Origin of the sequence: Pseudoroseicyclus sp. CXY001 (genome assembly GCF_041714655.1) — a bacterium.
Lineage (GTDB): Bacteria > Pseudomonadota > Alphaproteobacteria > Rhodobacterales > Rhodobacteraceae > Pseudoroseicyclus_A.
Genome location: NZ_CP168219.1, coordinates 797227 through 822210 on the forward strand (window position 1 = coordinate 797227; position 24984 = coordinate 822210).

The window sequence follows — 24984 nt, forward strand, 5'->3', positions numbered from 1 at the left end:
GCCGGTCCGGCTCAGCCCTTCACGGCCTTGACGATCTTCTCCGCCCCGTCCCTCAGGTCGTCGGCGGCGATGACATTGAGCCCGGAACTGGCGATGATCTCCTTGCCCTTCTCGACATTCGTGCCCTCGAGCCGCACGACGAGCGGCACTTCGAGCCCGACTTCCTTCACCGCGGCGATCACGCCCTCGGCGATCACGTCGCAGCGCATGATGCCGCCGAAGATGTTGACGAGGATGCCCTTCACCTGCGGATCGGAGGTGATGATCTTGAAGGCCTCGGTGACCTTCTCCTTCGTCGCGCCGCCGCCGACATCGAGGAAGTTCGCCGGCTCGGCGCCGTAGAGCTTGATGATGTCCATCGTCGCCATGGCAAGGCCGGCGCCGTTGACCATGCAGCCGATCTCGCCGTCGAGGGCGACGTAGTTGAGGTCGAACTTCGAGGCGGCGAGTTCCTTGGGGTCCTCCTCCGTCTCGTCCCTGAGCGCGAGGATGTCGGCATGGCGGTAGAGCGCGTTGCCGTCGAAGCCCATCTTGGCGTCGAGGCACTTGAGGTCGCCCTTGTCGGTGACGATGAGCGGGTTGATCTCGAGCATCTCCATGTCCTTCTCGCGGAAGAGACGGTAGAGTGTGCCCATGAGCTGGACGCATTGCTTGACCTGCGGCCCGGTGAGGCCGAGCGCGAAGGCGATGCGGCGGCCGTGATAGGCCTGATAACCTGCCGCCGGATCGACGGAGAAGCTGAGGATCTTCTCGGGCGTCGAGGCCGCGACCTCCTCGATATCCATGCCGCCCTCGGTCGAGGCGACGAAGGAGATGCGGCTGGTGGCGCGGTCGACGAGGAGCGCGAGGTAGAGCTCGGTTTCGATGCCGGAGCCGTCCTCGATATAGATGCGGTTCACCTGCTTGCCGGCCGGGCCGGTCTGCTTGGTGACGAGCGTGCGGCCGAGCATCCGGCGCGCCTCCTCGGCGGCCTCCTCGACCGACTTGGCGAGGCGGACGCCGCCCTTCTCGCCGGCATCGGGCTCCTTGAACGAGCCCTTGCCGCGGCCGCCGGCATGGATCTGCGCCTTCACGACCCAGAGCGGCCCGTCGAGCTCGCCCGCCGCCGTCTTCGCCTCTTCGGCGCGCATCACGGCGCGGCCTTCGGAGACCGGGGCGCCATAGGAGCGCAGGAGAGCCTTGGCCTGGTATTCGTGGATGTTCATCGGGCAGTGCCTCCTTGAAGACTCATCTGGTCGCGCATCACGGGCCTTGCCCCCTCGCGCGCGGGCCCGTCATGCGGGTCGCGCATGCGGGATCGCGCCGCCGGGGCGGTCGGGCCCCTCAAAGCATAGGATCGGTTTATAAAGAACCGCAAAATGAGGCTGTTTGCGCAAAACCCGACAAATGTGATCACACGTTTCGCGCGTGTGATCACAAGTGGGCGGTCCGCTCGGCAGGTCTCTGCCGGTTCCGCGACTCAGCGCGTGGCGCGAGCGGCGATGGCGAGCATCAGTTCGGTGGCGCGGGCCATGTCCTGGATCGAGATCCATTCGAGCGGGCCGTGGATATTCTGCATGCCGGTGAAGAGGTTGGGGCAGGGCACGCCCATCTCGGTCATGCGCGAGCCGTCGGTGCCGCCGCGGATCGCGGTGAACTTCGGCTCGATGCCGATGTCGCGCGCCGCATCGGCGGCGAGGTCGACCGGCGTCATGTCCTTCTCCAGCCAGTAGCGCATGTTGCGGTATTGCGGCGTGATCTCGCAGCTCACCACCGCGCGCGGCTCGCCCGCCTGGATCGCCTCGCAGGCCTTGCGCAGGATCTCGCCCTTCTCCGCCAGCCCCTCCAGCTCGTAGTCGCGGATGATGAAGCGGATCTGCACCTCGGCGGCGTCGCCCGTCATCTCGCCCGCCATGATGAAGCCGTCGCGGCCGCGGGTCGTCTCCGGCGTCATCGTCGATTGCGGCAGGAGCGTCAGCAGCTTGGCGCCCAGGGTGATCGCGTTCACCAGCTTGCCGAAGGACAGCCCGGGATGGATCGAGACGCCGCGGATCCGCACCATGGCGCCATCGGCCGAGAAGGTCTCGTATTCGATCGAGGGGGGCTTCTGCCCATCGAACGTATAGGCGAAATCGGCGCCGAGGTCCTTCGGCAGCTTCTCGTGGGCGCCGCGGCCGATCTCCTCATCCGGCGTGAAGGCGAGGCGGAGCTTCGGGCGGGGCGTGCCGGTCTCGATCATGTGGCGGGCGGCGGCCATGACGATGGCAACGCCGGCCTTGTCGTCGCCGCCGAGAAGCGTCAGGCCCGAGGCGGTGACGATGTCGTCGCCCACCTTCTCGGCCAGATAGGGCGAGGCCTCGGGCGAGAGCACGAGGTCGGGATCGTCCGGGTAGGTGATGTCGCCGCCAATGTAGCCGCGGATCACGCGGGGCTTCACGCCCTCGGCGTGGAACTGCGGCGCGGTGTCGACATGCGCCATGAAGCCGATGGTGGGGCCGGGGGCGGTGCCGGGCACGGTGGCGAGGACGGTGCCGTAATCGGTGAGCTCGATCTCCTCGGCGCCGATCTCCTCCAGCTCCTTCACGAGCAGCCGTGCCATGTCGAGCTGGATCGCCGTCGAGGGCTCGGAGAGGCTGTCGACATCCGACTGGCTGTCGATGGCGCAATAGCGGACGAGACGGTCTTCGAGTTCGGCGTTGAAATCGGGCATGGCAGGCTCCTCGGGCGTTCGGGCCGGAGGGAATGCCCGGGCGGCCGGGAAGTCAACCGCAGCAAAACGCCCGGACCTCGGGGGAGGTTCGGGCGCTGGTCTGGCTCGCAGAGTGGCTTACGCCAGCGTCGAGTCGATCTCCTTGCAGGCATCGACGAGGCCCTTCACGGCCTCGACCGACTTGTCGAAGCCGGCCTGCTCCTCGCGGGAGAGCTTGATCTCGATGACCTTCTCGATGCCGCCGGCACCGATCACGGTCGGCACGCCGACATACATGCCCTTGAGCCCGAAGGCGCCGTCGACATAGGCCGCGCAGGGCAGGACGCGCTTCTGGTCCTTGAGATAGGCTTCCGCCATCTCGATCGCCGAGGTCGCGGGGGCGTAGAAGGCAGAGCCGGTCTTGAGGAGGCCGACGATCTCGGCGCCGCCGTCGCGGGTGCGCTGGACGATGGCGTCTAGCTTGTCCTGCGTGGTCCAGCCCATCTCGACGAGGTCGGGGAGCGGGATGCCGCCGACGGTGGAGTAGCGGACGGAGGGCACCATCGTGTCGCCATGGCCGCCGAGCACGAAGGCGGTGACGTCCTTCATCGAGACGCCGAATTCGAGGCTGAGGAAATGCCGGAAGCGAGCCGAGTCGAGCACGCCCGCCATGCCGCAGACCTTCTCGTGCGGCAGGCCGGAGAATTCGCGCAGCGCCCAGACCATCGCGTCGAGCGGGTTGGTGATGCAGATCACGAAGGCATCCGGCGCGTGGGTCTTGATGCCCTCGCCGACGGATTTCATCACCTTGAGGTTGATGCCGAGGAGGTCGTCGCGGCTCATGCCGGGCTTGCGCGGCACGCCGGCGGTGACGATGCAGACGTCTGCGCCCGCGATGTCGGCGTAATCGTTGGTGCCCTTGAGGCTGGCGTCGAAGCCTTCGGCCGGGCCGCTTTCGGCCAGGTCGAGCGCCTTGCCCTGGGGAATGCCTTCGGCAATGTCGAAGAGAACGACGTCGCCGAGCTCCTTGATCGCGGCCAGATGGGCGAGCGTGCCGCCGATCTGTCCGGCGCCGATGAGGGCGATCTTCGGTCTGGCCATGGGGGTGGTCCCTTGCTGTGTGGCGTTGACGCGTTGCCTATCGCCGAGTGACCCTTCACGCAAGGGCGGGAAGGGCCGCAAATCCTGCTAGCGATAACAGGCGCGCCGGGCGCCCGGCCGCCGCCGGACGCCCGGTTTTCATGCGAAGATCGCGCCCGGAGACCGGTGCGATTTCCGGTGCCCGGGCGGCCGGCCGAGCCCGCTCAGGCTGGCGCGTCGGTGTTCGGCAGCGCCTCGGCCAGCGCCTCGTAGGCGACGCCGGCCGCGACGAGGCAGGTCGGCCCGCCGGGGCGGGTCATCGTGATCGTCCATGTGCCGGTTTCCAGCGAGGCGAAGACCTCGACCACGGCATTGTTGGCGCCGAGCGCGATGGATTGCCGGCTCTCGCCGTAGCGTTCGGCGAGGCGGGTGACGACGTCCTCGTGAGCCGCGCAATTGGCGGCGAGGGCGGGCCCGGCGAGGGGCAGGGTTAGGAAGGCGGCCGCGAGGGCGAGGCGGGGGCGCATGGCGCTGTCCTTTTCAAACGGGGCGCCTTTGGCGCCGGCTACCTGTCTGGCGCCTCTGGCGCCGGCATTGACGATCGGCCGCTTCGCCCTCCGCCGCCTTTTGCGGCGGAGCCCTGCCCATGCGACCTTTTCGCTCTGAGGCTGCGGCCATCCTGCCAAATCGAGGTTAAGGGAGCGTTCGTTGCGGCGCGGACCCGCCCGCAACCCGCGCCCTTGCCCCCGGCGCGCCCCTGCGGCAGGACAGCGCCGCGAGAAGGAGACCGGCATGACCCTCCGCCCCTGGCGCTCGGCGCTCTACATCCCCGCCTCCAAGCCCCGCGCGATGGACAAGGCGCGCGGCCTCGATGCCGATGCGCTGATCTTTGACCTCGAGGATGCCGTCACACCGGCCGAAAAGCCTGCCGCGAGAGAGGCGCTGGCGGTGGCGCTCAAGGCCGGGGGCCATGGCCCGCGGGCCTGCCTCGTGCGCATCAACGGCCTCTCGACCCCCTGGGGCGAGGAGGATCTCGCCGCCCTTGCCGCGCTCCGCCCCGATGGGGTGCTCCTGCCGAAGGTGGGCGCGGCGGAAGACCTCTCCGCCGTCGCCGCCCGCCTGCCGGGCCTGCCGCTCTGGGCGATGATCGAGACGCCGCGGGGCGTCCTCGCTGCCGCGGAGATCGCCGCGCATCCGGGGCTGGAGGGGCTGGTGCTCGGCACCAACGACCTCGCCGCCGAGCTCGGCGCGCGCAGCCGCGCCGGGCTGGCCCATGCGCTGCAGCACACGCTCCTCGCCGGGCGGGCCGCAGGGCGGATCGTGCTCGACGGCGTCTACAACGCCTTTCGCGACGAGGCCGGGCTGCGCGCCGAGGCGGAGGAGGCGCTGGCCTGGGGCTTCGACGGCAAGAGCCTCATCCATCCCGGCCAGATCGCACCCGTGAACGAGGTCTTCACTCCCTCGCCGGAGGCGCAGGCCGCGGCCCGCGCCCTCATCGCCGCCCATCGGCAGGCCGAGGCGGCGGGGCAGGGCGTTGCCGTCCATGAGGGGCGGATCGTCGAATCCTTGCATGTCGCAGCGGCGGAGGCTCTTCTGGCGCGGGCGACATTGGCCGGGCCGCGATGACGGAGCCGGGTCCGGGGCTGACGGGGGACGAGACATGATCTGGCTGATACTGGGGGTGCTCCTGTGGAGCCTGCCCCACATGATGAAGCGCTTCGCGCCGGGGCTCCGCGCCCGGATGGGGGAGGGGCCGGGCAGGGGTGTGATCGCCGTGGCCGCGCTCGCCGGGCTCGTGCTGATGATCGTCGGCTACCGCAACGCCGCCTATGTGCCGGTCTACGATCCGCCCTATTTCCTGCGGCATCTCAACTGGATCCTGATGCTGCTCGCCGTCGTGCTCATCAACCTGCAGTTCTCGCGCGGGGTGCTGCGGACGAAGCTCCGCCATCCGATGCTGAACGCGGTGAAGACCTGGGCGATCGCCCATCTTCTGGTGCGCGGCGACCTCGCCTCCCTGATCCTCTTCGGCGGGCTCTTCGCCTGGGCCCTGTCCGACATGATCCTCATCAACCGGCAGGTGCCGGACTGGACGCCGCCGCCACGGGGCACCGTGGTCAACGACATCCTCTATGTCGTCGTCTCGGCCCTCGTCTACATCGCCGTCGTCTATATCCACGGATGGCTCGGGCCGTCCCCCTTCGGAGGCTGAGACCCATGCGCGCCTACAGATTGCTCACCGAGGACGATACCTCGGCCTTCTGTCACAAGGTGACGGAGGCGCTGGCGAAGGGCTGGGAGCTGCACGGCTCGCCCGCCTATGCCTATGACGCCACCGCCGGCATCATGCGCTGCGCCCAGGCCGTCACCAAGGAGGTGGACGGCGAGTACGAGCCCGGCATGAAGCTCGGCCAGCTCTGAGGCGCCGGGGCCGGGCCGAGAGGCCCTCCGCTCCCCGGATCGCCCGCCCTTGGGCCGCGAATCGCAGCGGCGGCTAACTGCTTGCGGTAACGGCTCTTAACCTGTGATCACACGCCCCCGGCATGTGATCACAAGGGTCGGATTTCCGCCGCAAAGCCGCGTCGGCGCGTGACAAGCGCCGCGATTGCGGTAAAACCGGCCCGACCACGAGACGCGAGGAGGACTCCATGGCGGACGTCAACCGGGGCAACAGACCGCTCAGCCCTTTCATGTTCGGGCTCTATTATCGCCCGCAATGGACGTCGATGACCTCCATCGCCAACAGGATCACCGGGCTGTCGCTCATGGTCGCGGCGCTCATGGTCGTCTGGTATCTCTCCGGCCTCGCCCTCGGCGGGCGCGCCTTCGAGATCGCCGATGGCGTGATCACAAGCTGGTTCGGCGACCTCGTCATGACGCTCAGCGTCTATGCGCTTTGGTACCACACGCTGGCCGGCGTGCGGCATCTGATCTGGGACACGGGACGGATGCTCAAGGTGGAGCATGCCGAGCTGGCCGGGAAGGTCATCGTCGGCGCGGCGCTTCTCCTCACCATCATCACCATCATCATCTGCTGAGGCCCGACATGCGCTACATGACCGACCGCAAGCGTGCCGTGGGGCTCGGCTCCGCCCATTCCGGGGCGCATCACCACTGGCAGATCATTGTCACCTCCGTCGCGCTCGCGTTGATCGTGCCCTTCTTCGTCTTCACCTTCGGCCGCATGTACGGCGCCCCCTTCGAGGAGATGCGCGCCTACATGGCCCGGCCCTGGCCGGCTGTGATCACGGCGCTGACGCTGATCGTCGGCTTTTACCATTTCGCCATCGGCGCCCGCTCGACGGTGGAGGATTACCTCGGCGGCCTCACCCGCAAGCTGGTGCTGATCGCGCTCAACTTCCTCTGCCTCGGCGCGGCGGCCTATGGGCTCTTCGCCCTGGCGCGGCTCGCCCTGTGAAGGGGGCCCTCGCCCTTCTGGCACTGGTCGCCGCCCCCGCGGCGGCGGAGGAGCTCACGCCTTTCGACGAGGCGATGAAGACGGCGAGCTATGCCTATCCCTTCGCGCGCTGCGCGGGGTTCTACGACGCGATCATCGCCCGCTCCAGCGAGGCGGAATTCGGGGCGGAGGGCTGGGCCATGCTCAACACGACCTCTGAAGAGATGATCCTCGCCGCGGCGCTGATGGCCGGCAATGACGACGCGGCGCTCGACATGGCGGCCGGCCTCGCGGCCGCCTACCGCTCGGCGGAAGACTGGCAGGCGCAATATTCCGCCCGCTTTGCAGAGAATTACGAGGCCAGCGGCGAGATCATCGCCGGTGACGCGCTCCTCGAAGCCGATCTGGGCTTCTGTGCCGAGCTGCGCCTCCTGGCCGCAGACCTGGGGAATGCAGAATGACCGCATACGATTATGAAACCCATGCCTATGACGTCGTCGTCGTGGGGGCCGGCGGCGCCGGGCTTCGGGCGACGCTCGGCATGGCCGAGCAGGGGCTGCGGACGGCCTGCATCACCAAGGTCTTCCCGACCCGCTCGCATACCGTCGCCGCGCAGGGCGGCATCGCCGCCTCGCTCGGCAACATGGGGCCGGACCATTGGCAATGGCACATGTACGACACGGTGAAGGGCTCCGACTGGCTCGGCGACACCGACGCCATGGAATACCTCGCCCGCGAGGCGCCGAAGGCGGTCTACGAGCTGGAGCATTACGGCGTGCCCTTTTCCCGCACCGAGGAGGGCAAGATCTACCAGCGCCCCTTCGGCGGCCACACGACCGAATTCGGCGAGGGCCCGCCGGTGCAGCGCACCTGTGCCGCCGCCGACCGGACCGGCCACGCGATCCTGCACACGCTCTACGGCCAGAGCCTGAAGCAGAAGGCGGAGTTCTACATCGAGTATTTCGCGCTCGATCTTCTGATGTCCGAAGACGGCCAGTGCCAGGGCGTGCTGGCGTGGAAGCTTGATGACGGCACGATGCATGTCTTCAACGCCAAGATGGTGGTGCTGGCGACGGGCGGCTACGGCCGCGCCTATTTCTCCGCCACCTCGGCCCATACCTGCACCGGCGACGGCGGCGGCATGGTCGCCCGGGCCGGGCTGCCGCTGCAGGACATGGAGTTCGTGCAGTTCCACCCCACCGGCATCTACGGTGCCGGCTGCCTCATCACCGAGGGCGCGCGCGGCGAGGGCGGTTATCTCACCAATTCCGAAGGCGAGCGCTTCATGGAGCGCTATGCGCCGACCTACAAGGATCTGGCCTCCCGCGACGTCGTCAGCCGCTGCATGACGATGGAGATCCGCGAGGGCCGCGGCGTCGGCGCCGAGGGGGATCACATCCACCTCAACCTCAACCACCTCGACCCCGCGACGCTCGCCGAGCGGCTGCCCGGCATTTCGGAGAGCGCCAAGATCTTCGCCGGCGTCGACGTGACGAAGGAGCCGATCCCGGTGCTGCCGACGGTGCATTACAACATGGGCGGCATCCCGACGAACTACTGGGGCGAGGTGCTGAACCCGACCGAGGAGAACCCCGACGCGGTGGCCCCCGGGCTGATGGCGGTGGGCGAGGCGGGCTGCGCCTCCGTCCACGGGGCCAACCGGCTCGGCTCCAACTCGCTGATCGACCTCGTCGTCTTCGGCCGCGCCGCCGCGATCCGCGCCGGCAAGATCGTCGACCCCGAGACTGCCGTGCCGGTGGCGCCGAAGGCCGCCATCGACGCGTCGCTCGAGCGTTTCGACGGGCTCCGCCATGCCAGCGGAGGCACGCCGACGGCCGAGCTTCGGCTCGAGATGCAGAAGACCATGCAGGCCGACGCCGCCGTCTTCCGTACCGACAAGACGCTCGCCGAGGGTGTGGAGAAGATGAAGGCCGTCGCCGGCAAGATGGATGACCTCCATGTCACCGACCGCACGCTCGTCTGGAACTCCGACCTGATGGAGACGCTGGAGCTGACCAACCTCATGCCCAACGCGCTCGCCACCATCGTCGCCGCCGAGGCCCGCAAGGAAAGCCGTGGCGCCCATGCCCATGAGGACTGGCCGGACCGCAATGACGAGGAGTGGCGCAAGCACTCGCTCGCCCATGTCGAGGGCACCGAGGTGCGGCTCGACTACCGGCCCGTGCATCTCGACCCGCTGACGGACGAGGGCGAGGGCGGGATCGAGCTCAAGAGGATCGCGCCGAAGGCGCGGGTCTACTGAGGCGACAGGGATGGCGGCGGACACTCCGGCCCTTGCGGATGCCCCGGCGGGCGCGCTGACCGGCGCGCCTCCCGGTGCGCTTGTGCAAGGCGCGGGGCAGGCCGGGGCCGACTTGCCCGAGCTGACCGTCCCCGTCCATTTCGTCGCCCCCGAACGCTGCCACTGGCCCGAGATGCCGGCGGAGGGGCCGGCCAGGGCGCTGCCCGAGGAGGTCCTCGCCGGCAAATGCAATGCGGCGGTCGACCCCTGGACCCTGCGTATCTTCCACGATCTGCGCCTGCACTCGAGCCTCGTCACGCTCGGCAGCCGCACCCGCGCGGATGCGATCAACGTCAGCCTCCTGTGGGATTTCGGACGCAAGGCGCTGCGGCCCGGGCATTTCGTGGTGCTCACCCAGTCTGACGGCTATCCCTCGCCGCTCGCCGATGTGCTCATCCGGCAGAACGACGTGGAGCCCGATGGCGCGAGGAGCTTCCACATCCCGCATACCCCGCAGCCCGGCCTCGTGCCGCGCGATCCGGCCCGGGGCGACCGGGTCGAGGTGCTGGCCTTCAAGGGCGACCGCGTCAATCTCGACGCCCGCTTCCGCTCCGAGGGCTTCCTGGCCGAGCTGGCGCGGCGCGGCGTGGTGCTCCGCACCGATTTCCAGGCGGCGGACGGCCGGCAGGACTGGGGCGATTACAGCGATGTCGATTGCGTGCTCGCCGTGCGTGACCTGACTTTGGCGGATGCCGCCAACAAGCCCGCCTCCAAGCTGACGAACGCCTGGATGGCCGGCGTGCCGGCGCTGCTCGGGCCGGAGCCGGCCTTCCAAAGCCTCAGGCGCGACCCGCTCGATTACATCGAGGTGCGCAGCCCCGCCGATGTGCTCGCGGCGATCGACCGGCTGCAGGGCGAGGCGGGGCTCTATCGCCGCATGGTCGAGAACGGCCGCGCCCGCGCCGTGGATTATGCGCTGCCCGCCGTGCTCACCCGCTGGATCACGCTGCTCAACGGCCCGATCGCCGCGGCCTGGGCGCGCTGGAAGGCGCGGCCGCTGGCGCTCAGGGCCATGGATTGCGCGATCAAATATCTGCGTGAGGGGGCGGCGCGGCGGGACTATCTGTCCTATCGTGACAGCGGCCCAAGGTTGCTTGATGGAGTGCCGACGTGATGCCGTCTCGCCTGTTCCCGATCCCGCGCGCCCTCCCGGGCGTGGTGCTGCTCCTCTGCGGTGCCCTCGCTGCCTGCGGCCCCCTGCCGCCGCCCGACCCCGAGGAGGTCGCGCAGGAATGCGAGGCGCGCGCCCGCGCCGCCACCGGCCCGACGGGCGAGGTGCGCATGGGCGCCAATTCGCAAAGCGGCCCCTATACCGGGATCTCCATCGGCATCTCGGGCGATTTCCTCGCCGGGCGCGACCCGATGGAGGTCTATTCGAGCTGCGTCTGGCAGAAGACCGGCGCCGCCCCGACCCGGCCGCCGCGGCTGTGACCGGCGCGCCCCGCCTCTGTGCGCTTCTCGCGCTGCCGGCCCTCGCGGCCTGCGATACCGGCCCGGCGGACGCGGCCCTCTCGGCCGAGGCGCGCATGGCCCTTGCGGTGCTGACGACGCTCAACGAGAGCGCGGCCGAGCCTGTGCCGGAGAATCTGCTCCTGCGCAGCGCCATCTGCATTTCCGAAACCGCCCGGCCGGAGGAGCGCGTCGCGCTCGCCACCGCGGCGCCGGGCGATGCCGCGGCCCCCGGGCCCGTGGCGATCACCAGCGCCGTCGCCCACCGCCCGGATTTTGACGCCTGCCTGACCGGCTGAGAGAGAAAGAGGGACCCATGGTTCAACTGACCCTTCCGAAGAATTCCCGCATGGTATCGGGCAAGACCTGGCCGAAGCCGGAGGGCGCGAAGACCACCCGCAAGGTGCAGATCTATCGCTGGAACCCCGAGGAGGGCGGCAATCCGCGGCTCGATACCTATTTCATCGACATGGACACCTGCGGGCCGATGGTCCTCGACGTCCTGATCAAGATCAAGAACGAGATCGACCCGACGCTGACCTTCCGCCGCTCCTGCCGGGAGGGGATCTGCGGCTCCTGCGCGATGAACATCGACGGGATCAACACGCTGGCCTGCACCTACGGGCATGACCGGATCAAGGGCACGATCCGCATCTATCCCCTGCCGCACATGCCGGTCATCAAGGACCTGATCCCCGACCTCACCCATTTCTACGCCCAGCACGCGAGCATCATGCCCTGGCTGGAGACCAAGTCGAACACGCCGGCGAAGGAATGGAAGCAGTCGATCGAGGACCGCCGGAAGCTCGATGGGCTCTATGAATGCATCATGTGCGCGAGCTGCTCGACGGCCTGCCCCAGCTACTGGTGGAACGGCGACCGCTACCTCGGCCCGGCGGCGCTTTTGCACGCCTATCGCTGGATCATCGATTCCCGCGACGAGGCGACGGGCGAGCGGCTGGACCAGCTGGAGGACCCCTTCAAGCTCTACCGCTGCCACACGATCATGAACTGCGCCAAGACCTGCCCCAAGGGGCTCAACCCCGCCAAGGCGATCCAGGAGATCAAGGGGATGATGCTCGAGCGGGTGGTCTGAGGGGGGCCAAAATTCTTCTGCGGAGAATTTTGGCATAAGATCTTTCGAGGAAAAATCTTGGGGCGCGGCGGGGACGTCGCGCCTTTTTGCTGGCCGGGTACCCGGGGGGCTGTCTGCCCCCCGTCGCCTTTGGCGACTCCCCCCGAGGATGCCCGGGAGCAAAGACCAGGGGGCGGGGCGCCCGGCTAGCGCAGGGGGCGCATGGGGGTGAGGGCGGCTTCGGCCGCATCGACCGCTTCGGGAATGGCGGCGGCGACCGCCTCTGCCTCGCCCTTCATCGCCTCGGAGAACCGGCGCGCCAGCGCCATCGGCTCGGTGCCCTCCCTGGCCTCTGCCGTCGTGGCGGCGAGGCGGCGGGCGAGGGCGAGGTTCATCTCGGAGCTGATCAATAGGAAGCGGGTGACGAAGGCCATCTGCGCCGCGTCCATCTCGGCCATCATCGCCTGACCGACCTCCTGGAAGCGGCCGTAGATGAGCCCGGCGATCTGGCCGGCGCGCTCGGTGACCTCCACCAGCACGCGCCGCCGGTCGCCGGGGTCGGGCACGCGGCGGAGGTAGCCGGCCTTCTCCAGCCTGTCGACCATCGCGGTGACCGCGCCGGAGGACAGCCCCGCCTCCGCCCCGAGAGCGCCGGCGCTCATCCGGCCCATGCGGTCGAGGATGTCGAGGCAACGGCCATCCGTCCGGTTGATGCCGAGAAGGGCGCAGGCGGCCTCGTCCAGCCGGTCGGTGGCGTTCTGGTGGATGCGCAGGACGCTGGCGAGGCGCCACAGCCTTTCATCTGACTCTCTTGACAATAAAGATACTCCATAAATAAGAAGACGAATAGTCGAGAGAATCGGGGCGGGTCAAGGGATGTCGGACGAAGGCGCAGGCGCGGCGATCCATGCGCGGGGGCTGAAGAAGACCTACAAGGGCCGCAAGGGCGCCGAGGTCGTGGCCGTCAAGGGCGTCGATCTGGATGTCGCCAAGGGCGAGATTGTCGGCTTCCTCGGCCCCAACGGCGCCGGCAAAACGACGACGCTGAAGATGCTGGCGACGCTGCTGACGCCCTCCGGCGGCACGGCGCGGGTCGCGGGCTGCGACCTCGCTTCCGACCCGCTCGGGGTGCGCCGGCGGATCGGCTATGTCAGCCAGACCGGCTCGACCCTGCCCGATGCCAAGCTCATGCTCGAAATCGAAAGCCAGGGCCGGCTCTACGGCCTTTCCACCGCCGAGGCGCGCAGGCGCGGCCTCGAGCTGATGGAGGCGCTCGACCTCGGCGGGCTGGAAAACCGCAAGAGCCAGGCGCTCTCGGGCGGCCAGCGGCGGCGGCTCGACATCGTCATGGGGCTCCTGCACGAGCCGGAGCTCGTCTTTCTCGACGAGCCGACCACCGGGCTCGACCCGCAGGCGCGGGCCAATCTCTGGGAGCATATCCGGCGCCTGCGCGACGAGCGCGGCACGACGATTTTCCTCACGACCCACTACATGGACGAGGCCGACAGCCTGTCGGACCGCCTCTTGATCATCGACCAGGGCGAGATCGTCGGCGAGGGCACCTCCGCCAAGCTCAAGGCCGAGCTCAAGGGCGACAGCCTGACGCTGACCTTCACCGGCGCGGAGGAGGCCGAGCGCGGCGCCGCCATCGCGGGGGCGCTCGAGGGCGCCGCCAACCTCGTGACCACCGGCAACGTGGTCTTCCTCAACCTGCCCGAAGCCGCCCGCGCCCTTCCGGGGCTCGTCAAGCGGCTCGGCGAGGCGGGGGCGGAGCCGATCGGCGCCGAACTCTCCCGCCCGACGCTCGATGACGTCTTTCTGGCCCTGACCGGCCGCTCGCTGAGGGAATAGCCCGATGTTCTGGCGCGATACCTGGACGATCTTCCGCCGGCAGATGATCCTGTCGCTGCGCAACCCGGCCTGGGTGCTGATCGGGCTGATGCAGCCGATCATGTATCTCGCGCTCTTCGGCCCGCTCCTGCAGCGGGTGGCGGAGGTGCCGGGCTTTCCGCCGGGCGATAGCTGGAAGGTCTTCGTCCCCGGGCTCCTGGTGCAACTCGGCATCTTCGGCGGCTTCTTCGTGGGCTTCGCGGTCATCGCCGAATGGCGGGCCGGGGTGGTCGACCGGATGCTCGTCAGCCCGGCGCCGCGCGGGGCGCTGATCCTCGGGCGGGTGCTGCGCGATGTCGTCTCGCTGACCGTGCAGGGCGCCGTGCTGATGGCCGTCGCCACCGCCTTCGGCCTCAGCGTGCCGGCCTACGTCTTCGTCCTCGCGCTGATCCTCGTCGCCTTCCTCGGCGGGGCCTTCTCCGCCTTCTCCTACGCTGCCGGGCTGGCGCTGAAGTCGGAGGACGCTTTCGCGCCGCTCATCAACATGTTCGCCCTGCCGGTGCTGCTCCTCTCGGGGATCCTGCTGCCGATGACGCTGGCGCCGCGCTGGCTGCAGATCGTGTCGGATTTCAACCCGTTCAAGCATGTGGTGGAGGCGCTTCGCGCCGTCTTCCTCGGCGACGTGCTGACGCTGGTGACGGCATTCGGATTCGGCCTCGTAATCGCGCTCTTCGTGCTCGGCCTCTGGCTCGGGGCGCGGGTCTTCTCGGGCCAGGTCAAGTAGCGCCCTGATCCGGCATTCCGGACTGGCGGAGCCGGCCCGCTCCTGCGCATCTCCTGCACGGGCGCCAAGGGGCGCCTGCCGGGGCGCGCGGCTAGGGTCACCCCGGCAAGTCAGGAGGACATTATGCTCAGATCCGCCGGGTGGCGTTTTCTCATCGTCGGGCTACTCGCCCTTTTCATGGTCATCCCGCTCTTTCTCGTCGGCGCGGTCATCGGCGACCGGGCCGACTATGCCCGTGAGGCGATCGACGAGGTCGGCGCCGAATGGGGCGGCGCGCAGGTGCTGGCCGGGCCGCAGCTCGTGATCCCGGTGGAGGGTGAGGTGACGCGGCTCGTCGATACCGCCAGCGGCGTCTCCACCTCCGGCCTGTTGCCGCCGCCCCGCGAGGTGACGGAGCGGGCGCGGGTCGAGCCGCTCTATATCTTCCCCGACAGCTTCGAGCTGGCCGTCGAGACTGTGAGCGAAGAGCGTCACCGCGGCATCTTCACCGTGCCCGTCTACAGCGCCGTGGCGGTGGGGCAGGCGAGTTTCGACATGGACGAGGCCGAGAGCATGCTGCGCGAGGGCGAACGGCTGATCTGGGACGAGGCGGAGCTGCGCATCGGCCTCTCCTCCAACCGCGCGCTTCGCGGTGAGACGGAGCTCACGGCCGGCGGCGCGCCGCTGGTGCTCGAGCCTCTGCCCGGCAACGGCATCCTCGCCCGGGTGGGCGATCCGCGCGAGCTGGGGACCGTGGCGATGCGCATCGGTTTCAACGGGGCCGGGGCGCTCCATGTGGCGCCGGTCGGCCGGGTCAGCCATGTGACCCTGTCGTCCGACTGGCCGCATCCGAGCTTCGGCGGCGCCTTCCTGCCCGATGCGCAGGAGGTGCGGGAGGACGGCTTCGACGCGGAATGGACCATCCCGCATCTGGCCCGCGCCCTGCCGCAGATGAGCCGGTCGGATTATCTGCCGGGCTCGTCCTACGAGGCGATGGGGCTGGAGTTCTACCAGCCCAACGACTTCTACCAGAAGGCCTATCGCGCCGCGCGCTATGGCGTGCTCTTCGTGGCGCTCACCTTCCTCACCGTGCTTCTGGTCGAGGGCCGCTCGGGGCGGCCGGCGCATCCGGTGCAGTATATCCTGATCGGCCTCGCACAATCGGTCTTCGTGCTTCTGATGGTCGCCTATGCCGAGCAGATCGGCTACGGGCCGGCGTATCTTCTGAGCTCGGTGGCGACGATCGGGCTCCTGACGTTCTTCGGCTATGCCGGGCTCGGCCTCGGGCGGCGGACATGGGTGCTGAGCGCGACGCTGATCGTGCTATATACGCTCCTCTACCTCATCCTCCGCTCGGCCGATTACGCGCTGATCGCCGGCTCGACGCTCGCCTTCGCGGCGCTGGCGGGGACGATGGTCGCGACCCGGAACGAGGATTGGTACGGGGCCGAGGGGGCCCGGCGGCGCTGGTTCGCGCCGAAACCGGCGGAGCCGGAGGCCGCGCCCCCGGCCCCCACGCCGGAGGCGCCGCCGGAAGGCCGGCCCTGAGGAGAAGGCGGCGGGCCGGTCTCAGCCCGCCGTGAGGAGGAGGCGGCGGGCTGGCCTCAGCCCACCATGAGGAGAAGAAGGCGGCGGGCTGCCCTCAGCCCGCCGCGATCCGCGAAAAGGTCTCGGCGTTCGGGCAGAAGCCGCAGGCCTCCGGGCTGGTCTCGTGGGCCAGCTCGCGGCGGCAGGCGCGGTGCTCGGTGCAGCCGGAACAGGCGCGGGCGATCTCGGCCTCGTCCTCGGGGCGCTGAAGCTCGGCGCCGAAGACATGGGCCATCGTCTCCATGCGGGCGATCTGCTCGGCCGGCATGGCGGCGAGCGCCGTCAGTTCGGCGCGGGAGGTGTTCCAGGCGGCGAGGTCCCCCTCGGGCAGGCTGGCGATTTCACGGGCACGGCGGGCCGCGGGGCGTTCGCCGATCAGGACACTCAGGATGGACATCCGACATCTCCTCCAATTGACTGGCCCGATTATGGGCGCCCGGAGGGGCGCCGCATTGATCTCCATCAAGGAGCCCGCCGCATGACCCCAGCGACTCGCCCGCCCCCGGAAGATGCCGATGCCCGCCGCGCCGCCCCGCCGGTCACCGTCTATGGCGTGGATGCGCTGGCCCCGCCGGATCTCGGCCTTCGCGCCCGGGCCCGTGCGGCGGCGGTGCCCGTGGCGGAGGTCATCGTGCCGCCGCGCGAGGGGCGCGCGGTGCGGCTGGCGGCCGGGCAGATCCTGCGCATCTCCTGCCCCGAGGGGCCCCAGGTCGGCGATCTGAACCTCTTCGCGGCGGAGGATCTGAGCGAGCGATTCTACTCGGGCAAGACGCGGGCGCTGCATGGCACGCATCTGGGAATGGGCGACCGGCTCTGGTCGAGCTTTCCGGCGCTCCGCCCGATGGCGACGATCATCGCCGACAGCCTGTCATGGTACGGCACCGATGCGTTCGGCTGCCGGGTGCATGACGTGATCGGCACGCGCTGTGACCCCTATACCGAACACCTGCTCACCGGGCGGAGCTACCACCATTGCTGCCATTCGAACCTCACGCGGGCGCTGGTGGCGGAGACGGGGATGGACCCGGCGGCGGCCGAGCCGCTTGTCCATGACGTGCTCAACCTCTTCATGTGCACCGGCTTCGATGCCGAGGGGCGCTACGTCATGAAGGCGAGCCCGGTGCGGGCCGGCGATGCGGTGGAGTTCTTCGCCGAGATCGACCTGCTGGCGCTGCTCTCCACCTGCCCGGGCGGGGATTGCTCGGCCAGCCATTCGAGCGACGAGGCCACCTGCTATCCGCTGAAGATGGAAGTGCTCGCCCCGCCGGAAGAGGCGCTGGCCGGCTTCACGCCGGCCGCGCCCTCGAGCTACGACCGCAGCCACGGGCTCTAGTCGAACGCGGCCTCGAGCGCGATCTCGACCATGTCGCCGAAGCTCTGCTCGCGGTCCTTCGCGGGCAGGGATTCGTGGGTCTGCAGATGGTCCGACACCGTGAGCACGGCCAGCGCCCGGGCGCCGTGGCGGGCGGCGAGCGTGTAGAGCTCGGCGGCCTCCATCTCGACCGCGAGCACGCCGTGGCGGGTCATCTCGGCGGCGATGTCGTCGCGCTCGTCATAGAACGTGTCGGAGGAATAGATGCCGCCGACATGCGGGGTCAGCCCCTTCGCCTCCGCCGCCGCGACGGCCGCGCGGAGGAGCCCGTAATCGGCCACGGGCGCGAAGTTCAGCTCGCGGAAGATGGTGGAGGAGGGGGTGGAGACGCTGCTGGCGCTCATGGCGATCACCACGTCGCGCACCTTCACGGCCGCCTGCATCCCCCCGCAGGAGCCGATGCGGATCAGCGTTTTCGCGCCGAAATCGCGTATCAGCTCATTGGCATAGATCGAAAGGGACGGCATCCCCATGCCGGAGCCATGAATAGTCACCGGATGGCCGCGCCATGTGCCGGTGAACCCCAGCATCCCGCGCACCTCGTTGATGCAGCGGGCACCCTTAAGAAACGTCTCCGCCGCCCAGCGGGCCCGATAGGGGTCGCCGGGCATCAGAACGGTTTCGGCAATCTCGCCGGGCGCGGCACCGATATGCGTGCTCATGACGTCCTCTTCGCAGGAAATCGGGCCCCTCGCGGGCGATCACACGCCATTCGGGCCGGCCCGGTGGCTTTCTCAGATCTCGAATTTCGAGATATCGACGCCGTTTTCCTGCGCCTCGCGAATCCAGGCCGGGCGGCGGCCCTTGCCCGTCCAGGTCATCGAGGCGTCGGAGGGATTGCGGTATTTCGCCGGGGATTTGGAGCCGGTCTTCTTGGCTTTCGGCGCAGCGCCGCTCGTCAGCTCCGAAAGGGAATAGCCATGCTCGGCCGCCGCGAGTTCCGCCGCCTTGAGCGCCGCCTTCTTCTCGCGGTCGGCGAGAGAGGCCAGGGCCTTGTCCACATCCTTCGAGAGCTTTTGCAACTCGGCACGGGACAGATTATTCAGATCAATCGGCATGAGTGGTGCTCCTGTGAATGATTTGCGTGTAATCGCGATTTTCCGCCATTGCAATCCCGCCGCCATCAATAGTCGCTTTCTGCGGGTATCTTCGAATTGCCGTTGCGGCATCCGCGCGGCGGGCCGCCATTCCCCGGCGCGGCAAAGTCGGCGCGCCCCTACGGCAGGCCGCAAGCCTCTAAATCCTAACAAAACGTTAATTTTCTTGTGGCGGCGGGTAATAGCAGCGTGAGGTCCTGCGCCCGGAACCGGGGGATGAGACGAAATGTCGCAGTATTTCCGCCAATTGAACTGAACGGTCGTATCGTTCGAATCTGAACCATTCTCTAATTTGTGAACGCGCCCCGCCCGTCCGGTTTTCGGCGAGGCGCTCGAAAGCCGCCCGACCCTTTACCCGGGGGGCGATTGATGCCAGCGTCTTTCAATGTTTCAGACGGTCGCCGTCCCCATCTGGTTGCTCGTACTGATCGTCCTCTTCGCGGCGGTCACCTTTGCCTCGCATTTCCTCTTCCCCTCGGTCCGCTGGTTCTTCCGGCGGCGGGCGGAGCGGCTGGTGGCGCGGATGAACGAGCGGCTGACGCGGCCCATCGAGCCGTTCAAGCTGGCGCGGCGGCACGACATGATCCAGCGGCTGATCTACGATACCGAGGTGAACCGCGCCATTCACGCCCATGCCCGCCGCAATGGCGTGCCGGAGAATGTCGCCTTTGAAACCGCCCGCCGCTATGCGCGCGAGATCGTGCCGCGGTTCTCGGCGGCGGTCTATTTCTCCTTCGGCATTCGCGTGGCGCGCTGGCTTTCCAACTCGCTGTATCGCGTGCGGATCGGCGCGCTGGATCGCGGTCAGTTTCAGGCGATAGACCCGGACGCCGCCGTCGTTTTCGTCATGAACCATCGCAGCAACATGGATTACGTGCTGGTGACCTGGCTCATCAGCCGCACCTCCACGCTTTCCTATGCCGTCGGCGAATGGGCGCGGGTCTGGCCGATGTCGGCGCTGGTGCGCGCCATGGGCGCCTATTTCATCCGGCGGAAAGACCGCTCGCCGCTCTACCGGCGCGTGCTGGCGCGCTATGTGCAGATGTCAGTCGCCGGCGGCGTGACGCAGGCGATCTTTCCCGAGGGTGGCCTCAGTCTCACCGGGCGGCTCGCGGCGCCGAAGCTGGGGCTTCTCAATTACATCGCCGAGGGGGCGGAGGAGCGCGACGTGATCTTCGTGCCCGTCGGGCTCAACTACGACCGGGTGCTGGAGGATCGGATCCTCCTCGCCGCCGACCCGTCGCAGCGGCAGTTCCGCCCGCCCTTCCGCCATGTCGCCCGGCGCTTCGCCCGGCATGTGTTCCTGCGGCTCACGCGGCAGTTCAAGAGCTTTGGCACCGCCTCTGTCGGCTTCGGCAAGCCCCTGTCGCTCCGCGCCTTTCTTGCCGGGGGCGGCGATGTCGAGGCGCTGGCGGAGGAGCTCATGGCCCGCATCGCCGCCGTCGTGCCGCCCCTGCCGGTGCCGCTCGTCGCCCGGGCGCTGCTCGAGGCCGGCCCGCAGACCGAGGCCGCGCTGGTCGCCGCCGTGACGGAGGAGCTGGCCGCGCTCACCAGCCTCGGCCAGGCGCTGCCCCGGCGGGACGCGCCGGAGCTGGTGCGCGACGCGCTCGAGATCCTCGCCGAGCGGCGGCTGGCGGTGGAGGGGGAGGACGGCGTCTGGACGCCGACGGAGAATGCCGGGCCGCTCCTCACCTACTACGCCCAGTCGATCGCCCACCATTTCGCGCCCGAGGCGCCGGTCGCGCCGGAGCCCGAGCCGGTTCTGGCGCCCTGATCGTCAGAGCTTGCGGAGAAGGTCGCCCACGGCCACCCGGCCGTCCCTGGTGACGCGCGCGTAGATGCCGCGGAGGTTCAGCTCCTTGCCCGGCCCGGTGTTCACCCAGGCCGTCGCCGGCTGGCCGTAGCGGGCGGCGAAGGCGGCGCAGCCCCGGTGCGGCTCTTCCGTCACCACCAGCTCGGCCGTGCCGAGCGCGAAGCGGGTGCCGGGCGGCATGTTGGCGGGCGTCAGGTCGAGATCGAGGAAGAGGTTGTCCCCCGCCGGCGGCCAGTTCTCGCGCGGACCGGCGATGGCCTCGATGACGCGGGCGGCCATGATGCAGATCTGCACGTCGGGCTCGGGGTTGCCGTTCTCGTCGCTGAGCCAGCAGCCCTTCGACCAATGGTCCCCGGCCACGCCGGCGGCCGCGGTGAGCTCCACCGCCTCCGGCGTCTCGCGGAGCCCGGCGGAGGGGCGGGAGACGATCAACTCCAGCCGCCCGCCGTCCTTCGGGGCGGCGCGGATATGCGCAAGGCTCTCGTCGAGCGCCGCGCGGCTCTTGTGAAATGCCGGGGCAATGCCGTCCATCACGCGCTACTCCGCTGCCAGTCCTTCGGTAAACTGCAGGCGCGCGAGGCGGGCGTAAAGCCCGCCCTCGGCGACGAGCTGGTCATGCGTGCCCTCGGCCACGATCCGCCCCTGATCGAAGACGAGTATGCGGTCGGCCTTCTTCACGGTGGCGAGCCGGTGGGCGACGATCAGCGTCGTACGCCCCTCCGCCAGATCCTCCACCGCGCGCTGCACGAGCTGTTCGCTTTCGGCATCGAGCGCCGAGGTGGCCTCGTCGAGCAGCATCACCGGCGCATCGCGCAGGATCGCCCGGGCGATGGCCACGCGCTGCTTCTGCCCGCCGGAGAGCATGAGCCCGCGCTCGCCAACATAGGTGTCATAGCCGTCCGGCAGCTGGGTCAGGAAGCCGTGGGCGGCGGCGGCATGAGCGGCGGCCTCGACCTCGGCATCGGTGGCGTCGGGCCGGCCGAAGCGGATGTTCTCGCGGGCTGTGTCGCCGAAGATCACCGGATCCTGCGGCACCAGCGCGATGCGCTGGCGGAAGGCGGCGCGGTCCATGTCGCGGAGGTCCACCCCATCGAGGCGGATGGCGCCCTCCTGGGGGTCGTAGAAGCGCTGGATGAGCTGGATGATCGTCGACTTGCCGGCGCCCGAGGGGCCGACGAGCGCCACCGTCTCGCCGGGGTGGATGGTGAAGCTCACGCCATCCAGCGCCGCCTCCTTCGGGCGGGAGGGATAGTGGAAGCGTACGTGGTCGAAGGTGATCTCGCCATGCGGCTCGGGCAGGGCGGCGGGCGCGGCCGGGTCTTCCACCGCGTCGTCGGCATGGAGCAGCTCCACCAGCCGCTCGGTGGCGCCGGCGGCACGCTGGAGCTCTCCCCAGATCTCGGTCAGGGCGCCGACGGCCCCGGCGACCATGACGGTGTAGATCATGAACTGCACGAGCTCGCCGACGCTGATCTCGCCGGCGCGCACATCCGCCGCACCCATCCAGAGGAAGCCCACGACCCCGGCGAAGGCGATGAAGATGACGATGGCCGTCATCACCGCCCGCCAGAAGATGCGCGTCTGCGCGGTGCCGTAGCTCTTCTCGGTCACATGGGCGAATTTGGCGCGGCTGAGCCCCTCATGCGTGAAGGCCTGCACCGTCTGCGCCGAGAGGAGCTGTTCGGAGGCATCGCCGGAGGAAGCGGCGATCCAGTCCTGGTTCTCCTTGCTGAGCCGCCGCACGCGGCGGCCGAGCGTGATGAGCGGGATGAAGATGACCGGGATCGGCCAGAGGACGAGCAGCGTCATCTTCAGCGAGGTCACCAGCATGAGGGCGATGCCGCCGATGAGGATGAGGATGTTGCGGAGCGCCACCGAGACCGACTGGCCGATGACGGTCAGGATCAGCGTCGTGTCGGTGGTGATCCGGCTCAAGACCTCGCCGGTCATGATCTTCTCGAAGAAGGCCGGGCTCATGCCGATCATCCGGTCGAAGACAGCTTTTCGGATGTCGGCCACCACCCGCTCGCCGAGCCGGGTGACGAGGTAGTAGCGCAGCGCCGTGCCGATCGCGAGGAGCCCCGCGAAGACAAGCGCGAGGGCGAAATAGCCGTTGGTCAGCGCGCCCGCGTCGAAATTGTCGACCACCTGCCGGGCGGCGATGGGCAGGACGAGGCTGATGCCGGCGGTGAACACCAGCGCCAGCCCCGCCAGCGCGATCATGCCGCGATAGGGGAAGAGAAAGGGGACGAGCGCGCCGAGCGCCCGGATGCGCTTGGAGGCGGCGCGCTCTGTCTCTGATTGTCGCGGAAGCGGCTCGGCCATCGTTTCTCCCCCCCTCGAAGGTTGAGGGCTATCTAGTGACGCCGGGGCGGGCGAACAACCTAGCGGTCGAGCCCCTGCGGCAGGGGCCGTCCCTCGGCCCAGGCGGTGACGTTGTCCAGCGCCATCTGGCCCATGCGCTCGCGCACCTCGAGCGCCGCCGTGCCGAGATGCGGATAGAGCACCACGTTGTCGAGCGCGCAGAGCCGTTCGGGTACGTTCGGCTCGTGCGCATAGACGTCAAGCCCTGCGGCGAAGATGGCACGGCGCTCGAGCGTGTCGATGAGCGCGTCCTCGTCCACCACGTCGCCGCGGGCGATGTTGACGAAGATGCCGCCGGGCTTCATCGCTGCGAAGGCTTCGGCGTCGATCAGCTTCTTCGTCTCGGCCGTCGCGGGGACGGTGACGACCACGATATCCGCCTCGGCCATGAGCTGGTGGAGCGTCTCCACCTGCCGGGCGGGGAGGGGGGCCTCCTTCTTCGAGCGGTTGAAGTAGAGGACCGGCATCGAGAAGCCGTAGTGGCCGCGATGCGCCACGGCCTGGCCGATCCGGCCCATTCCGACGATGCCGAGCGTCTTGCCCGTGACATGCGTGCCGAGCATGTCCATGGGCCCGAAGCCCTTCCACTTGCCGGCGCGCACCATCCGCTCGCCCTCGCCGCCCCGGCGGCAGGCCGAGAGGATCAGCGACATGCCGATGTCGGCCGTCGCATCGGTGACGACCCCCGGCGTGTTCGAGACGACGAGCCCGGCGGCGCGGGCCGCTGGCACGTCGATATGGTTGTAGCCCACCCCGAAATTGCTGAGGACGCCGGCGCGGATGGTCTCGGCCGCGGCGAAGGTCTCGGCCGAGAAGTCATCGCCTAATGTCGGGATGATGGCGTCATACTCCCCGAGCGCGGCCACGGCCTCGTCCCGGGTCAGCGCGATGGCGCTCTTGCGGATCACCGTCTCGAAGCGCTCTTCGGCGAAGGCGCGATTGGCCTCGGGGACGGGGCGGGTGAAGAGCAGCTTTTTCAAAAGAGCCGGGCCCCCTTGGCGACGGGCTGGTCGGGGCCGATCAGCACCACCTGGCCATCGTCATCGGGCAGGCCGAGAACGAGCACCTCGGACCGCACCGGGCCGATCTGCCGGGGCGGAAAGTTGACGACGGCGAGCACCTGCTTGCCGACGAGCGTCTCGGGCGCGTAATGCGCGGTGATCTGGGCGGAGCTCTTCTTCTCCCCCAGCTCGGGGCCGAAATCGACCCAGAGCTTGATGGCGGGCTTGCGCGCCTCGGGGAAGGGCTCGGCGCGGGTGATGATCCCGGCGCGGATGTCGACCTTCATGAAGTCGTCGAAGGTGATCTCGGCTGTTTCAGCCACGGGAGAGCTCCTCGCTGCGGGTCTTTGCGGCGGCCATGGCGCGGGACATGAGGCCGGGCAGCTCCGGCATCAGCACCTCGAGCGCCGCCTGGGTGGTGCCATTGGGCGAAGTGACGTTGACGCGGAGCTGCGCCGGATCCTCCTCCGCCGCCTCGGCCAGCGCGCCCGCGCCGCCGACGGTGGCCTTGGCGAGTTGCAGCGCGAGGTCCGGCGTGAGGCCAAGCTCCTCCCCCGCCGCCGCCATGCATTCGATGAGGTGGAAGACATAGGCCGGGCCGGAGCCGGAGAGGGCGGTCACCGCGTCGATCTGCGCCTCCTCCTCCAGCCGGACGACCTGGCCGATGGCGGAGAGGAGCGCCTCGGCCATGGCGAGATGCGCTTCCGTCGCGGCGGCATTGCCGATGATGGCAGTGATGCCTCGGCCGATGGCGGCGGGCGTGTTGGGCATGGCGCGGATCACCGGCGTGCCGGGGCCGAAGGCGGCCTCGAAGGCGGCGATGGGCGTGCCGGCGGCGATGGAGAGGACCAGCGTCTTCCCCCCGCCGAGCGCGGCGACATCGGGCAGGGCGGCGCCCATCATCTGCGGCTTGACGGCGATCAGCGCCACGGCGGGCGCCTCGGGCAGCGCCTCGTTGAGGTGAAGCCCGAGTCCCTGAACCCAATCCGACGGCTTGGGGTCGCGCACATGCACCGCCTCAGCGCTCAGCCCGCCCTTCAGCCAGCCCGCCAGCATCGCCGAGCCCATCTTGCCGCAGCCGAGGAGCAGGAGCCCCCGCGTGCCGATGTCACCGAAATCCATGCTGGCTGCCCCCTTCGCTGTGCGCGCGGACCCTAGGGGCGCGCCCGGGAGGGATCAAGCGGGC

29 protein-coding genes are annotated in these 24984 nt (G+C 69.1%); 16 read left to right on the forward strand and 13 right to left on the reverse strand.

What is annotated here, in order from left to right; all coding sequences use genetic code 11:
* Window positions 1–11 precede the first annotated feature (11 nt).
* The 4 genes from sucC to ACAZ03_RS04020 all read right to left on the reverse strand — a co-directional run bounded on the left by sucC (window position 12) and on the right by ACAZ03_RS04020 (window position 4275).
* The gene (gene sucC, locus ACAZ03_RS04005) at window positions 12–1205 is read right to left on the reverse strand and encodes an ADP-forming succinate--CoA ligase subunit beta (protein WP_373356078.1); all 1194 of its coding nucleotides are present in this window, start codon (window positions 1203–1205) and stop codon (window positions 12–14) included.
* Window positions 1206–1459: 254 nt separating this feature from the next.
* Entirely contained in the window at window positions 1460–2689 is a 1230-nt protein-coding gene (gene pepT, locus ACAZ03_RS04010; protein ID WP_373356079.1) for a peptidase T, read from the reverse strand.
* A gap of 117 nt (window positions 2690–2806) precedes the next feature.
* Window positions 2807–3769, reverse strand: coding sequence for a malate dehydrogenase (gene mdh / locus ACAZ03_RS04015; protein ID WP_373356080.1), 963 nt, complete (start codon window positions 3767–3769; stop codon window positions 2807–2809).
* A gap of 203 nt (window positions 3770–3972) precedes the next feature.
* On the reverse strand, window positions 3973–4275 hold the full coding sequence (locus ACAZ03_RS04020; protein ID WP_373356081.1) for a hypothetical protein: 303 nt from the start codon (window positions 4273–4275) through the stop codon (window positions 3973–3975).
* A 265-nt stretch (window positions 4276–4540) separates the two neighbouring features.
* Between ACAZ03_RS04020 and ACAZ03_RS04025 the strand changes: the two genes are divergently transcribed.
* The 11 genes from ACAZ03_RS04025 (at window position 4541) to ACAZ03_RS04075 (ending at window position 11992) form a co-directional block, all read left to right on the forward strand.
* Entirely contained in the window at window positions 4541–5374 is an 834-nt protein-coding gene (locus ACAZ03_RS04025; protein ID WP_373356082.1) for a CoA ester lyase, read from the forward strand.
* Window positions 5375–5408: 34 nt separating this feature from the next.
* Window positions 5409–5960, forward strand: coding sequence for an NnrU family protein (locus ACAZ03_RS04030; protein WP_373356084.1), 552 nt, complete (start codon window positions 5409–5411; stop codon window positions 5958–5960).
* 5 nt (window positions 5961–5965) lie between these two features.
* Window positions 5966–6169: a DUF1737 domain-containing protein gene (locus ACAZ03_RS04035; RefSeq protein WP_373356085.1), complete on the forward strand. Its 204-nt coding sequence runs from the start codon at window positions 5966–5968 to the stop codon at window positions 6167–6169.
* Window positions 6170–6396: 227 nt separating this feature from the next.
* On the forward strand, window positions 6397–6786 hold the full coding sequence (gene sdhC, locus ACAZ03_RS04040; RefSeq protein WP_373356086.1) for a succinate dehydrogenase, cytochrome b556 subunit: 390 nt from the start codon (window positions 6397–6399) through the stop codon (window positions 6784–6786).
* A gap of 8 nt (window positions 6787–6794) precedes the next feature.
* Window positions 6795–7166 carry a succinate dehydrogenase, hydrophobic membrane anchor protein gene (gene sdhD / locus ACAZ03_RS04045; RefSeq protein WP_373356087.1) on the forward strand — a complete coding sequence of 124 codons (372 nt, stop codon included), beginning with the start codon at window positions 6795–6797 and terminating at the stop codon, window positions 7164–7166.
* On the forward strand, window positions 7163–7606 hold the full coding sequence (locus ACAZ03_RS04050) for a hypothetical protein (protein ID WP_373356088.1): 444 nt from the start codon (window positions 7163–7165) through the stop codon (window positions 7604–7606). Before sdhD ends, ACAZ03_RS04050 begins: the two co-directional genes overlap by 4 nt.
* The gene (gene sdhA / locus ACAZ03_RS04055) at window positions 7603–9408 is read left to right on the forward strand and encodes a succinate dehydrogenase flavoprotein subunit (protein ID WP_373356089.1); all 1806 of its coding nucleotides are present in this window, start codon (window positions 7603–7605) and stop codon (window positions 9406–9408) included. Before ACAZ03_RS04050 ends, sdhA begins: the two co-directional genes overlap by 4 nt.
* Window positions 9409–9418: 10 nt before the next feature.
* A complete protein-coding gene (locus ACAZ03_RS04060; RefSeq protein ID WP_373356090.1) occupies window positions 9419–10561 on the forward strand; it encodes a glycosyltransferase in 1143 nt (380 codons plus the stop codon).
* The gene (locus ACAZ03_RS04065; protein WP_373356091.1) at window positions 10561–10878 is read left to right on the forward strand and encodes a hypothetical protein; all 318 of its coding nucleotides are present in this window, start codon (window positions 10561–10563) and stop codon (window positions 10876–10878) included. The genes ACAZ03_RS04060 and ACAZ03_RS04065 overlap by 1 nt, the downstream gene beginning before the upstream one ends.
* The gene (locus ACAZ03_RS04070) at window positions 10875–11195 is read left to right on the forward strand and encodes a hypothetical protein (protein ID WP_373356092.1); all 321 of its coding nucleotides are present in this window, start codon (window positions 10875–10877) and stop codon (window positions 11193–11195) included. Before ACAZ03_RS04065 ends, ACAZ03_RS04070 begins: the two co-directional genes overlap by 4 nt.
* A 17-nt stretch (window positions 11196–11212) precedes the next feature.
* The gene (locus tag ACAZ03_RS04075; protein ID WP_373356093.1) at window positions 11213–11992 is read left to right on the forward strand and encodes a succinate dehydrogenase iron-sulfur subunit; all 780 of its coding nucleotides are present in this window, start codon (window positions 11213–11215) and stop codon (window positions 11990–11992) included.
* 185 nt (window positions 11993–12177) lie between these two features.
* On the opposite strand, the gene ACAZ03_RS04080 is transcribed toward ACAZ03_RS04075, so the two are convergent.
* The gene (locus tag ACAZ03_RS04080; protein ID WP_373356094.1) at window positions 12178–12789 is read right to left on the reverse strand and encodes a MarR family transcriptional regulator; all 612 of its coding nucleotides are present in this window, start codon (window positions 12787–12789) and stop codon (window positions 12178–12180) included.
* Window positions 12790–12847: 58 nt separating this feature from the next.
* Between ACAZ03_RS04080 and ACAZ03_RS04085 the strand changes: the two genes are divergently transcribed.
* From ACAZ03_RS04085 to creD, 3 genes are all read left to right on the forward strand, one after another.
* Window positions 12848–13822, forward strand: a complete 975-nt coding sequence (locus ACAZ03_RS04085; protein ID WP_373356095.1) for an ATP-binding cassette domain-containing protein — start codon at window positions 12848–12850, stop codon at window positions 13820–13822.
* Between the two features lie 4 nt (window positions 13823–13826).
* The gene (locus ACAZ03_RS04090; RefSeq protein ID WP_373356096.1) at window positions 13827–14585 is read left to right on the forward strand and encodes an ABC transporter permease; all 759 of its coding nucleotides are present in this window, start codon (window positions 13827–13829) and stop codon (window positions 14583–14585) included.
* 123 nt (window positions 14586–14708) lie between these two features.
* Window positions 14709–16112, forward strand: a complete 1404-nt coding sequence (gene creD, locus ACAZ03_RS04095) for a cell envelope integrity protein CreD (RefSeq protein ID WP_373356097.1) — start codon at window positions 14709–14711, stop codon at window positions 16110–16112.
* A gap of 94 nt (window positions 16113–16206) precedes the next feature.
* On the opposite strand, the gene ACAZ03_RS04100 is transcribed toward creD, so the two are convergent.
* Window positions 16207–16548 carry a DUF6455 family protein gene (locus ACAZ03_RS04100; protein ID WP_373356098.1) on the reverse strand — a complete coding sequence of 114 codons (342 nt, stop codon included), beginning with the start codon at window positions 16546–16548 and terminating at the stop codon, window positions 16207–16209.
* A gap of 81 nt (window positions 16549–16629) precedes the next feature.
* Between ACAZ03_RS04100 and ACAZ03_RS04105 the strand changes: the two genes are divergently transcribed.
* Window positions 16630–17484, forward strand: a complete 855-nt coding sequence (locus tag ACAZ03_RS04105) for an urea carboxylase-associated family protein (protein ID WP_373356099.1) — start codon at window positions 16630–16632, stop codon at window positions 17482–17484.
* Here ACAZ03_RS04105 and deoD read toward each other — a convergent pair.
* Both deoD and ACAZ03_RS04115 read right to left on the reverse strand, forming a co-directional pair.
* Window positions 17481–18185, reverse strand: a complete 705-nt coding sequence (gene deoD / locus ACAZ03_RS04110) for a purine-nucleoside phosphorylase (protein WP_373356100.1) — start codon at window positions 18183–18185, stop codon at window positions 17481–17483. The two genes, ACAZ03_RS04105 and deoD, sit on opposite strands and share 4 nt — an antisense overlap.
* Window positions 18186–18257: 72 nt before the next feature.
* Window positions 18258–18692: an H-NS family nucleoid-associated regulatory protein gene (locus ACAZ03_RS04115; RefSeq protein WP_373356101.1), complete on the reverse strand. Its 435-nt coding sequence runs from the start codon at window positions 18690–18692 to the stop codon at window positions 18258–18260.
* Window positions 18693–19005: 313 nt separating this feature from the next.
* Here ACAZ03_RS04115 and ACAZ03_RS04120 point away from each other — a divergent pair, with 313 nt between their 5' ends.
* A complete protein-coding gene (locus tag ACAZ03_RS04120; RefSeq protein ID WP_373356102.1) occupies window positions 19006–20394 on the forward strand; it encodes a 1-acyl-sn-glycerol-3-phosphate acyltransferase in 1389 nt (462 codons plus the stop codon).
* 3 nt (window positions 20395–20397) lie between these two features.
* Here ACAZ03_RS04120 and ACAZ03_RS04125 read toward each other — a convergent pair whose 3' ends face one another.
* From ACAZ03_RS04125 to proC, 5 genes are read right to left on the reverse strand one after another with little or no spacing between them, the layout of a single operon-like run.
* Window positions 20398–20964, reverse strand: a complete 567-nt coding sequence (locus tag ACAZ03_RS04125; protein WP_373356103.1) for an MOSC domain-containing protein — start codon at window positions 20962–20964, stop codon at window positions 20398–20400.
* A 6-nt stretch (window positions 20965–20970) separates the two neighbouring features.
* Window positions 20971–22758, reverse strand: a complete 1788-nt coding sequence (locus ACAZ03_RS04130; RefSeq protein ID WP_373356104.1) for an ABC transporter transmembrane domain-containing protein — start codon at window positions 22756–22758, stop codon at window positions 20971–20973.
* Window positions 22759–22817: 59 nt separating this feature from the next.
* A complete protein-coding gene (locus ACAZ03_RS04135; protein WP_373356105.1) occupies window positions 22818–23777 on the reverse strand; it encodes a 2-hydroxyacid dehydrogenase in 960 nt (319 codons plus the stop codon).
* A complete protein-coding gene (locus ACAZ03_RS04140; protein ID WP_373356106.1) occupies window positions 23774–24121 on the reverse strand; it encodes a tRNA-binding protein in 348 nt (115 codons plus the stop codon). Before ACAZ03_RS04140 ends, ACAZ03_RS04135 begins: the two co-directional genes overlap by 4 nt.
* The gene (proC, locus tag ACAZ03_RS04145; protein WP_373356107.1) at window positions 24114–24920 is read right to left on the reverse strand and encodes a pyrroline-5-carboxylate reductase; all 807 of its coding nucleotides are present in this window, start codon (window positions 24918–24920) and stop codon (window positions 24114–24116) included. The genes ACAZ03_RS04140 and proC overlap by 8 nt, the downstream gene beginning before the upstream one ends.
* Window positions 24921–24984 lie beyond the last annotated feature (64 nt).

What these genes read in the sequence shown, in the direction of transcription:
- sucC (WP_373356078.1), bottom strand. Translation starts at nt 1,205, where the DNA reads ATGAACATCCACGAATACCAGGCCAAGGCTCTCCTGCGCTCCTATGGC.
- pepT (WP_373356079.1), bottom strand. Translation starts at nt 2,689, where the DNA reads ATGCCCGATTTCAACGCCGAACTCGAAGACCGTCTCGTCCGCTATTGC.
- mdh (WP_373356080.1), bottom strand. Translation starts at nt 3,769, where the DNA reads ATGGCCAGACCGAAGATCGCCCTCATCGGCGCCGGACAGATCGGCGGC.
- ACAZ03_RS04020 (WP_373356081.1), bottom strand. Translation starts at nt 4,275, where the DNA reads ATGCGCCCCCGCCTCGCCCTCGCGGCCGCCTTCCTAACCCTGCCCCTC.
- ACAZ03_RS04025 (WP_373356082.1), top strand. Translation starts at nt 4,541, where the DNA reads ATGACCCTCCGCCCCTGGCGCTCGGCGCTCTACATCCCCGCCTCCAAG.
- ACAZ03_RS04030 (WP_373356084.1), top strand. Translation starts at nt 5,409, where the DNA reads ATGATCTGGCTGATACTGGGGGTGCTCCTGTGGAGCCTGCCCCACATG.
- ACAZ03_RS04035 (WP_373356085.1), top strand. Translation starts at nt 5,966, where the DNA reads ATGCGCGCCTACAGATTGCTCACCGAGGACGATACCTCGGCCTTCTGT.
- sdhC (WP_373356086.1), top strand. Translation starts at nt 6,397, where the DNA reads ATGGCGGACGTCAACCGGGGCAACAGACCGCTCAGCCCTTTCATGTTC.
- sdhD (WP_373356087.1), top strand. Translation starts at nt 6,795, where the DNA reads ATGCGCTACATGACCGACCGCAAGCGTGCCGTGGGGCTCGGCTCCGCC.
- sdhA (WP_373356089.1), top strand. Translation starts at nt 7,603, where the DNA reads ATGACCGCATACGATTATGAAACCCATGCCTATGACGTCGTCGTCGTG.
- ACAZ03_RS04060 (WP_373356090.1), top strand. Translation starts at nt 9,419, where the DNA reads ATGGCGGCGGACACTCCGGCCCTTGCGGATGCCCCGGCGGGCGCGCTG.
- ACAZ03_RS04065 (WP_373356091.1), top strand. Translation starts at nt 10,561, where the DNA reads ATGCCGTCTCGCCTGTTCCCGATCCCGCGCGCCCTCCCGGGCGTGGTG.
- ACAZ03_RS04075 (WP_373356093.1), top strand. Translation starts at nt 11,213, where the DNA reads ATGGTTCAACTGACCCTTCCGAAGAATTCCCGCATGGTATCGGGCAAG.
- ACAZ03_RS04085 (WP_373356095.1), top strand. Translation starts at nt 12,848, where the DNA reads ATGTCGGACGAAGGCGCAGGCGCGGCGATCCATGCGCGGGGGCTGAAG.
- ACAZ03_RS04090 (WP_373356096.1), top strand. Translation starts at nt 13,827, where the DNA reads ATGTTCTGGCGCGATACCTGGACGATCTTCCGCCGGCAGATGATCCTG.
- creD (WP_373356097.1), top strand. Translation starts at nt 14,709, where the DNA reads ATGCTCAGATCCGCCGGGTGGCGTTTTCTCATCGTCGGGCTACTCGCC.
- ACAZ03_RS04100 (WP_373356098.1), bottom strand. Translation starts at nt 16,548, where the DNA reads ATGTCCATCCTGAGTGTCCTGATCGGCGAACGCCCCGCGGCCCGCCGT.
- ACAZ03_RS04105 (WP_373356099.1), top strand. Translation starts at nt 16,630, where the DNA reads ATGACCCCAGCGACTCGCCCGCCCCCGGAAGATGCCGATGCCCGCCGC.
- deoD (WP_373356100.1), bottom strand. Translation starts at nt 18,185, where the DNA reads ATGAGCACGCATATCGGTGCCGCGCCCGGCGAGATTGCCGAAACCGTT.
- ACAZ03_RS04115 (WP_373356101.1), bottom strand. Translation starts at nt 18,692, where the DNA reads ATGCCGCAACGGCAATTCGAAGATACCCGCAGAAAGCGACTATTGATG.
- ACAZ03_RS04120 (WP_373356102.1), top strand. Translation starts at nt 19,006, where the DNA reads ATGTTTCAGACGGTCGCCGTCCCCATCTGGTTGCTCGTACTGATCGTC.
- ACAZ03_RS04125 (WP_373356103.1), bottom strand. Translation starts at nt 20,964, where the DNA reads ATGGACGGCATTGCCCCGGCATTTCACAAGAGCCGCGCGGCGCTCGAC.
- ACAZ03_RS04130 (WP_373356104.1), bottom strand. Translation starts at nt 22,758, where the DNA reads ATGGCCGAGCCGCTTCCGCGACAATCAGAGACAGAGCGCGCCGCCTCC.
- proC (WP_373356107.1), bottom strand. Translation starts at nt 24,920, where the DNA reads ATGGATTTCGGTGACATCGGCACGCGGGGGCTCCTGCTCCTCGGCTGC.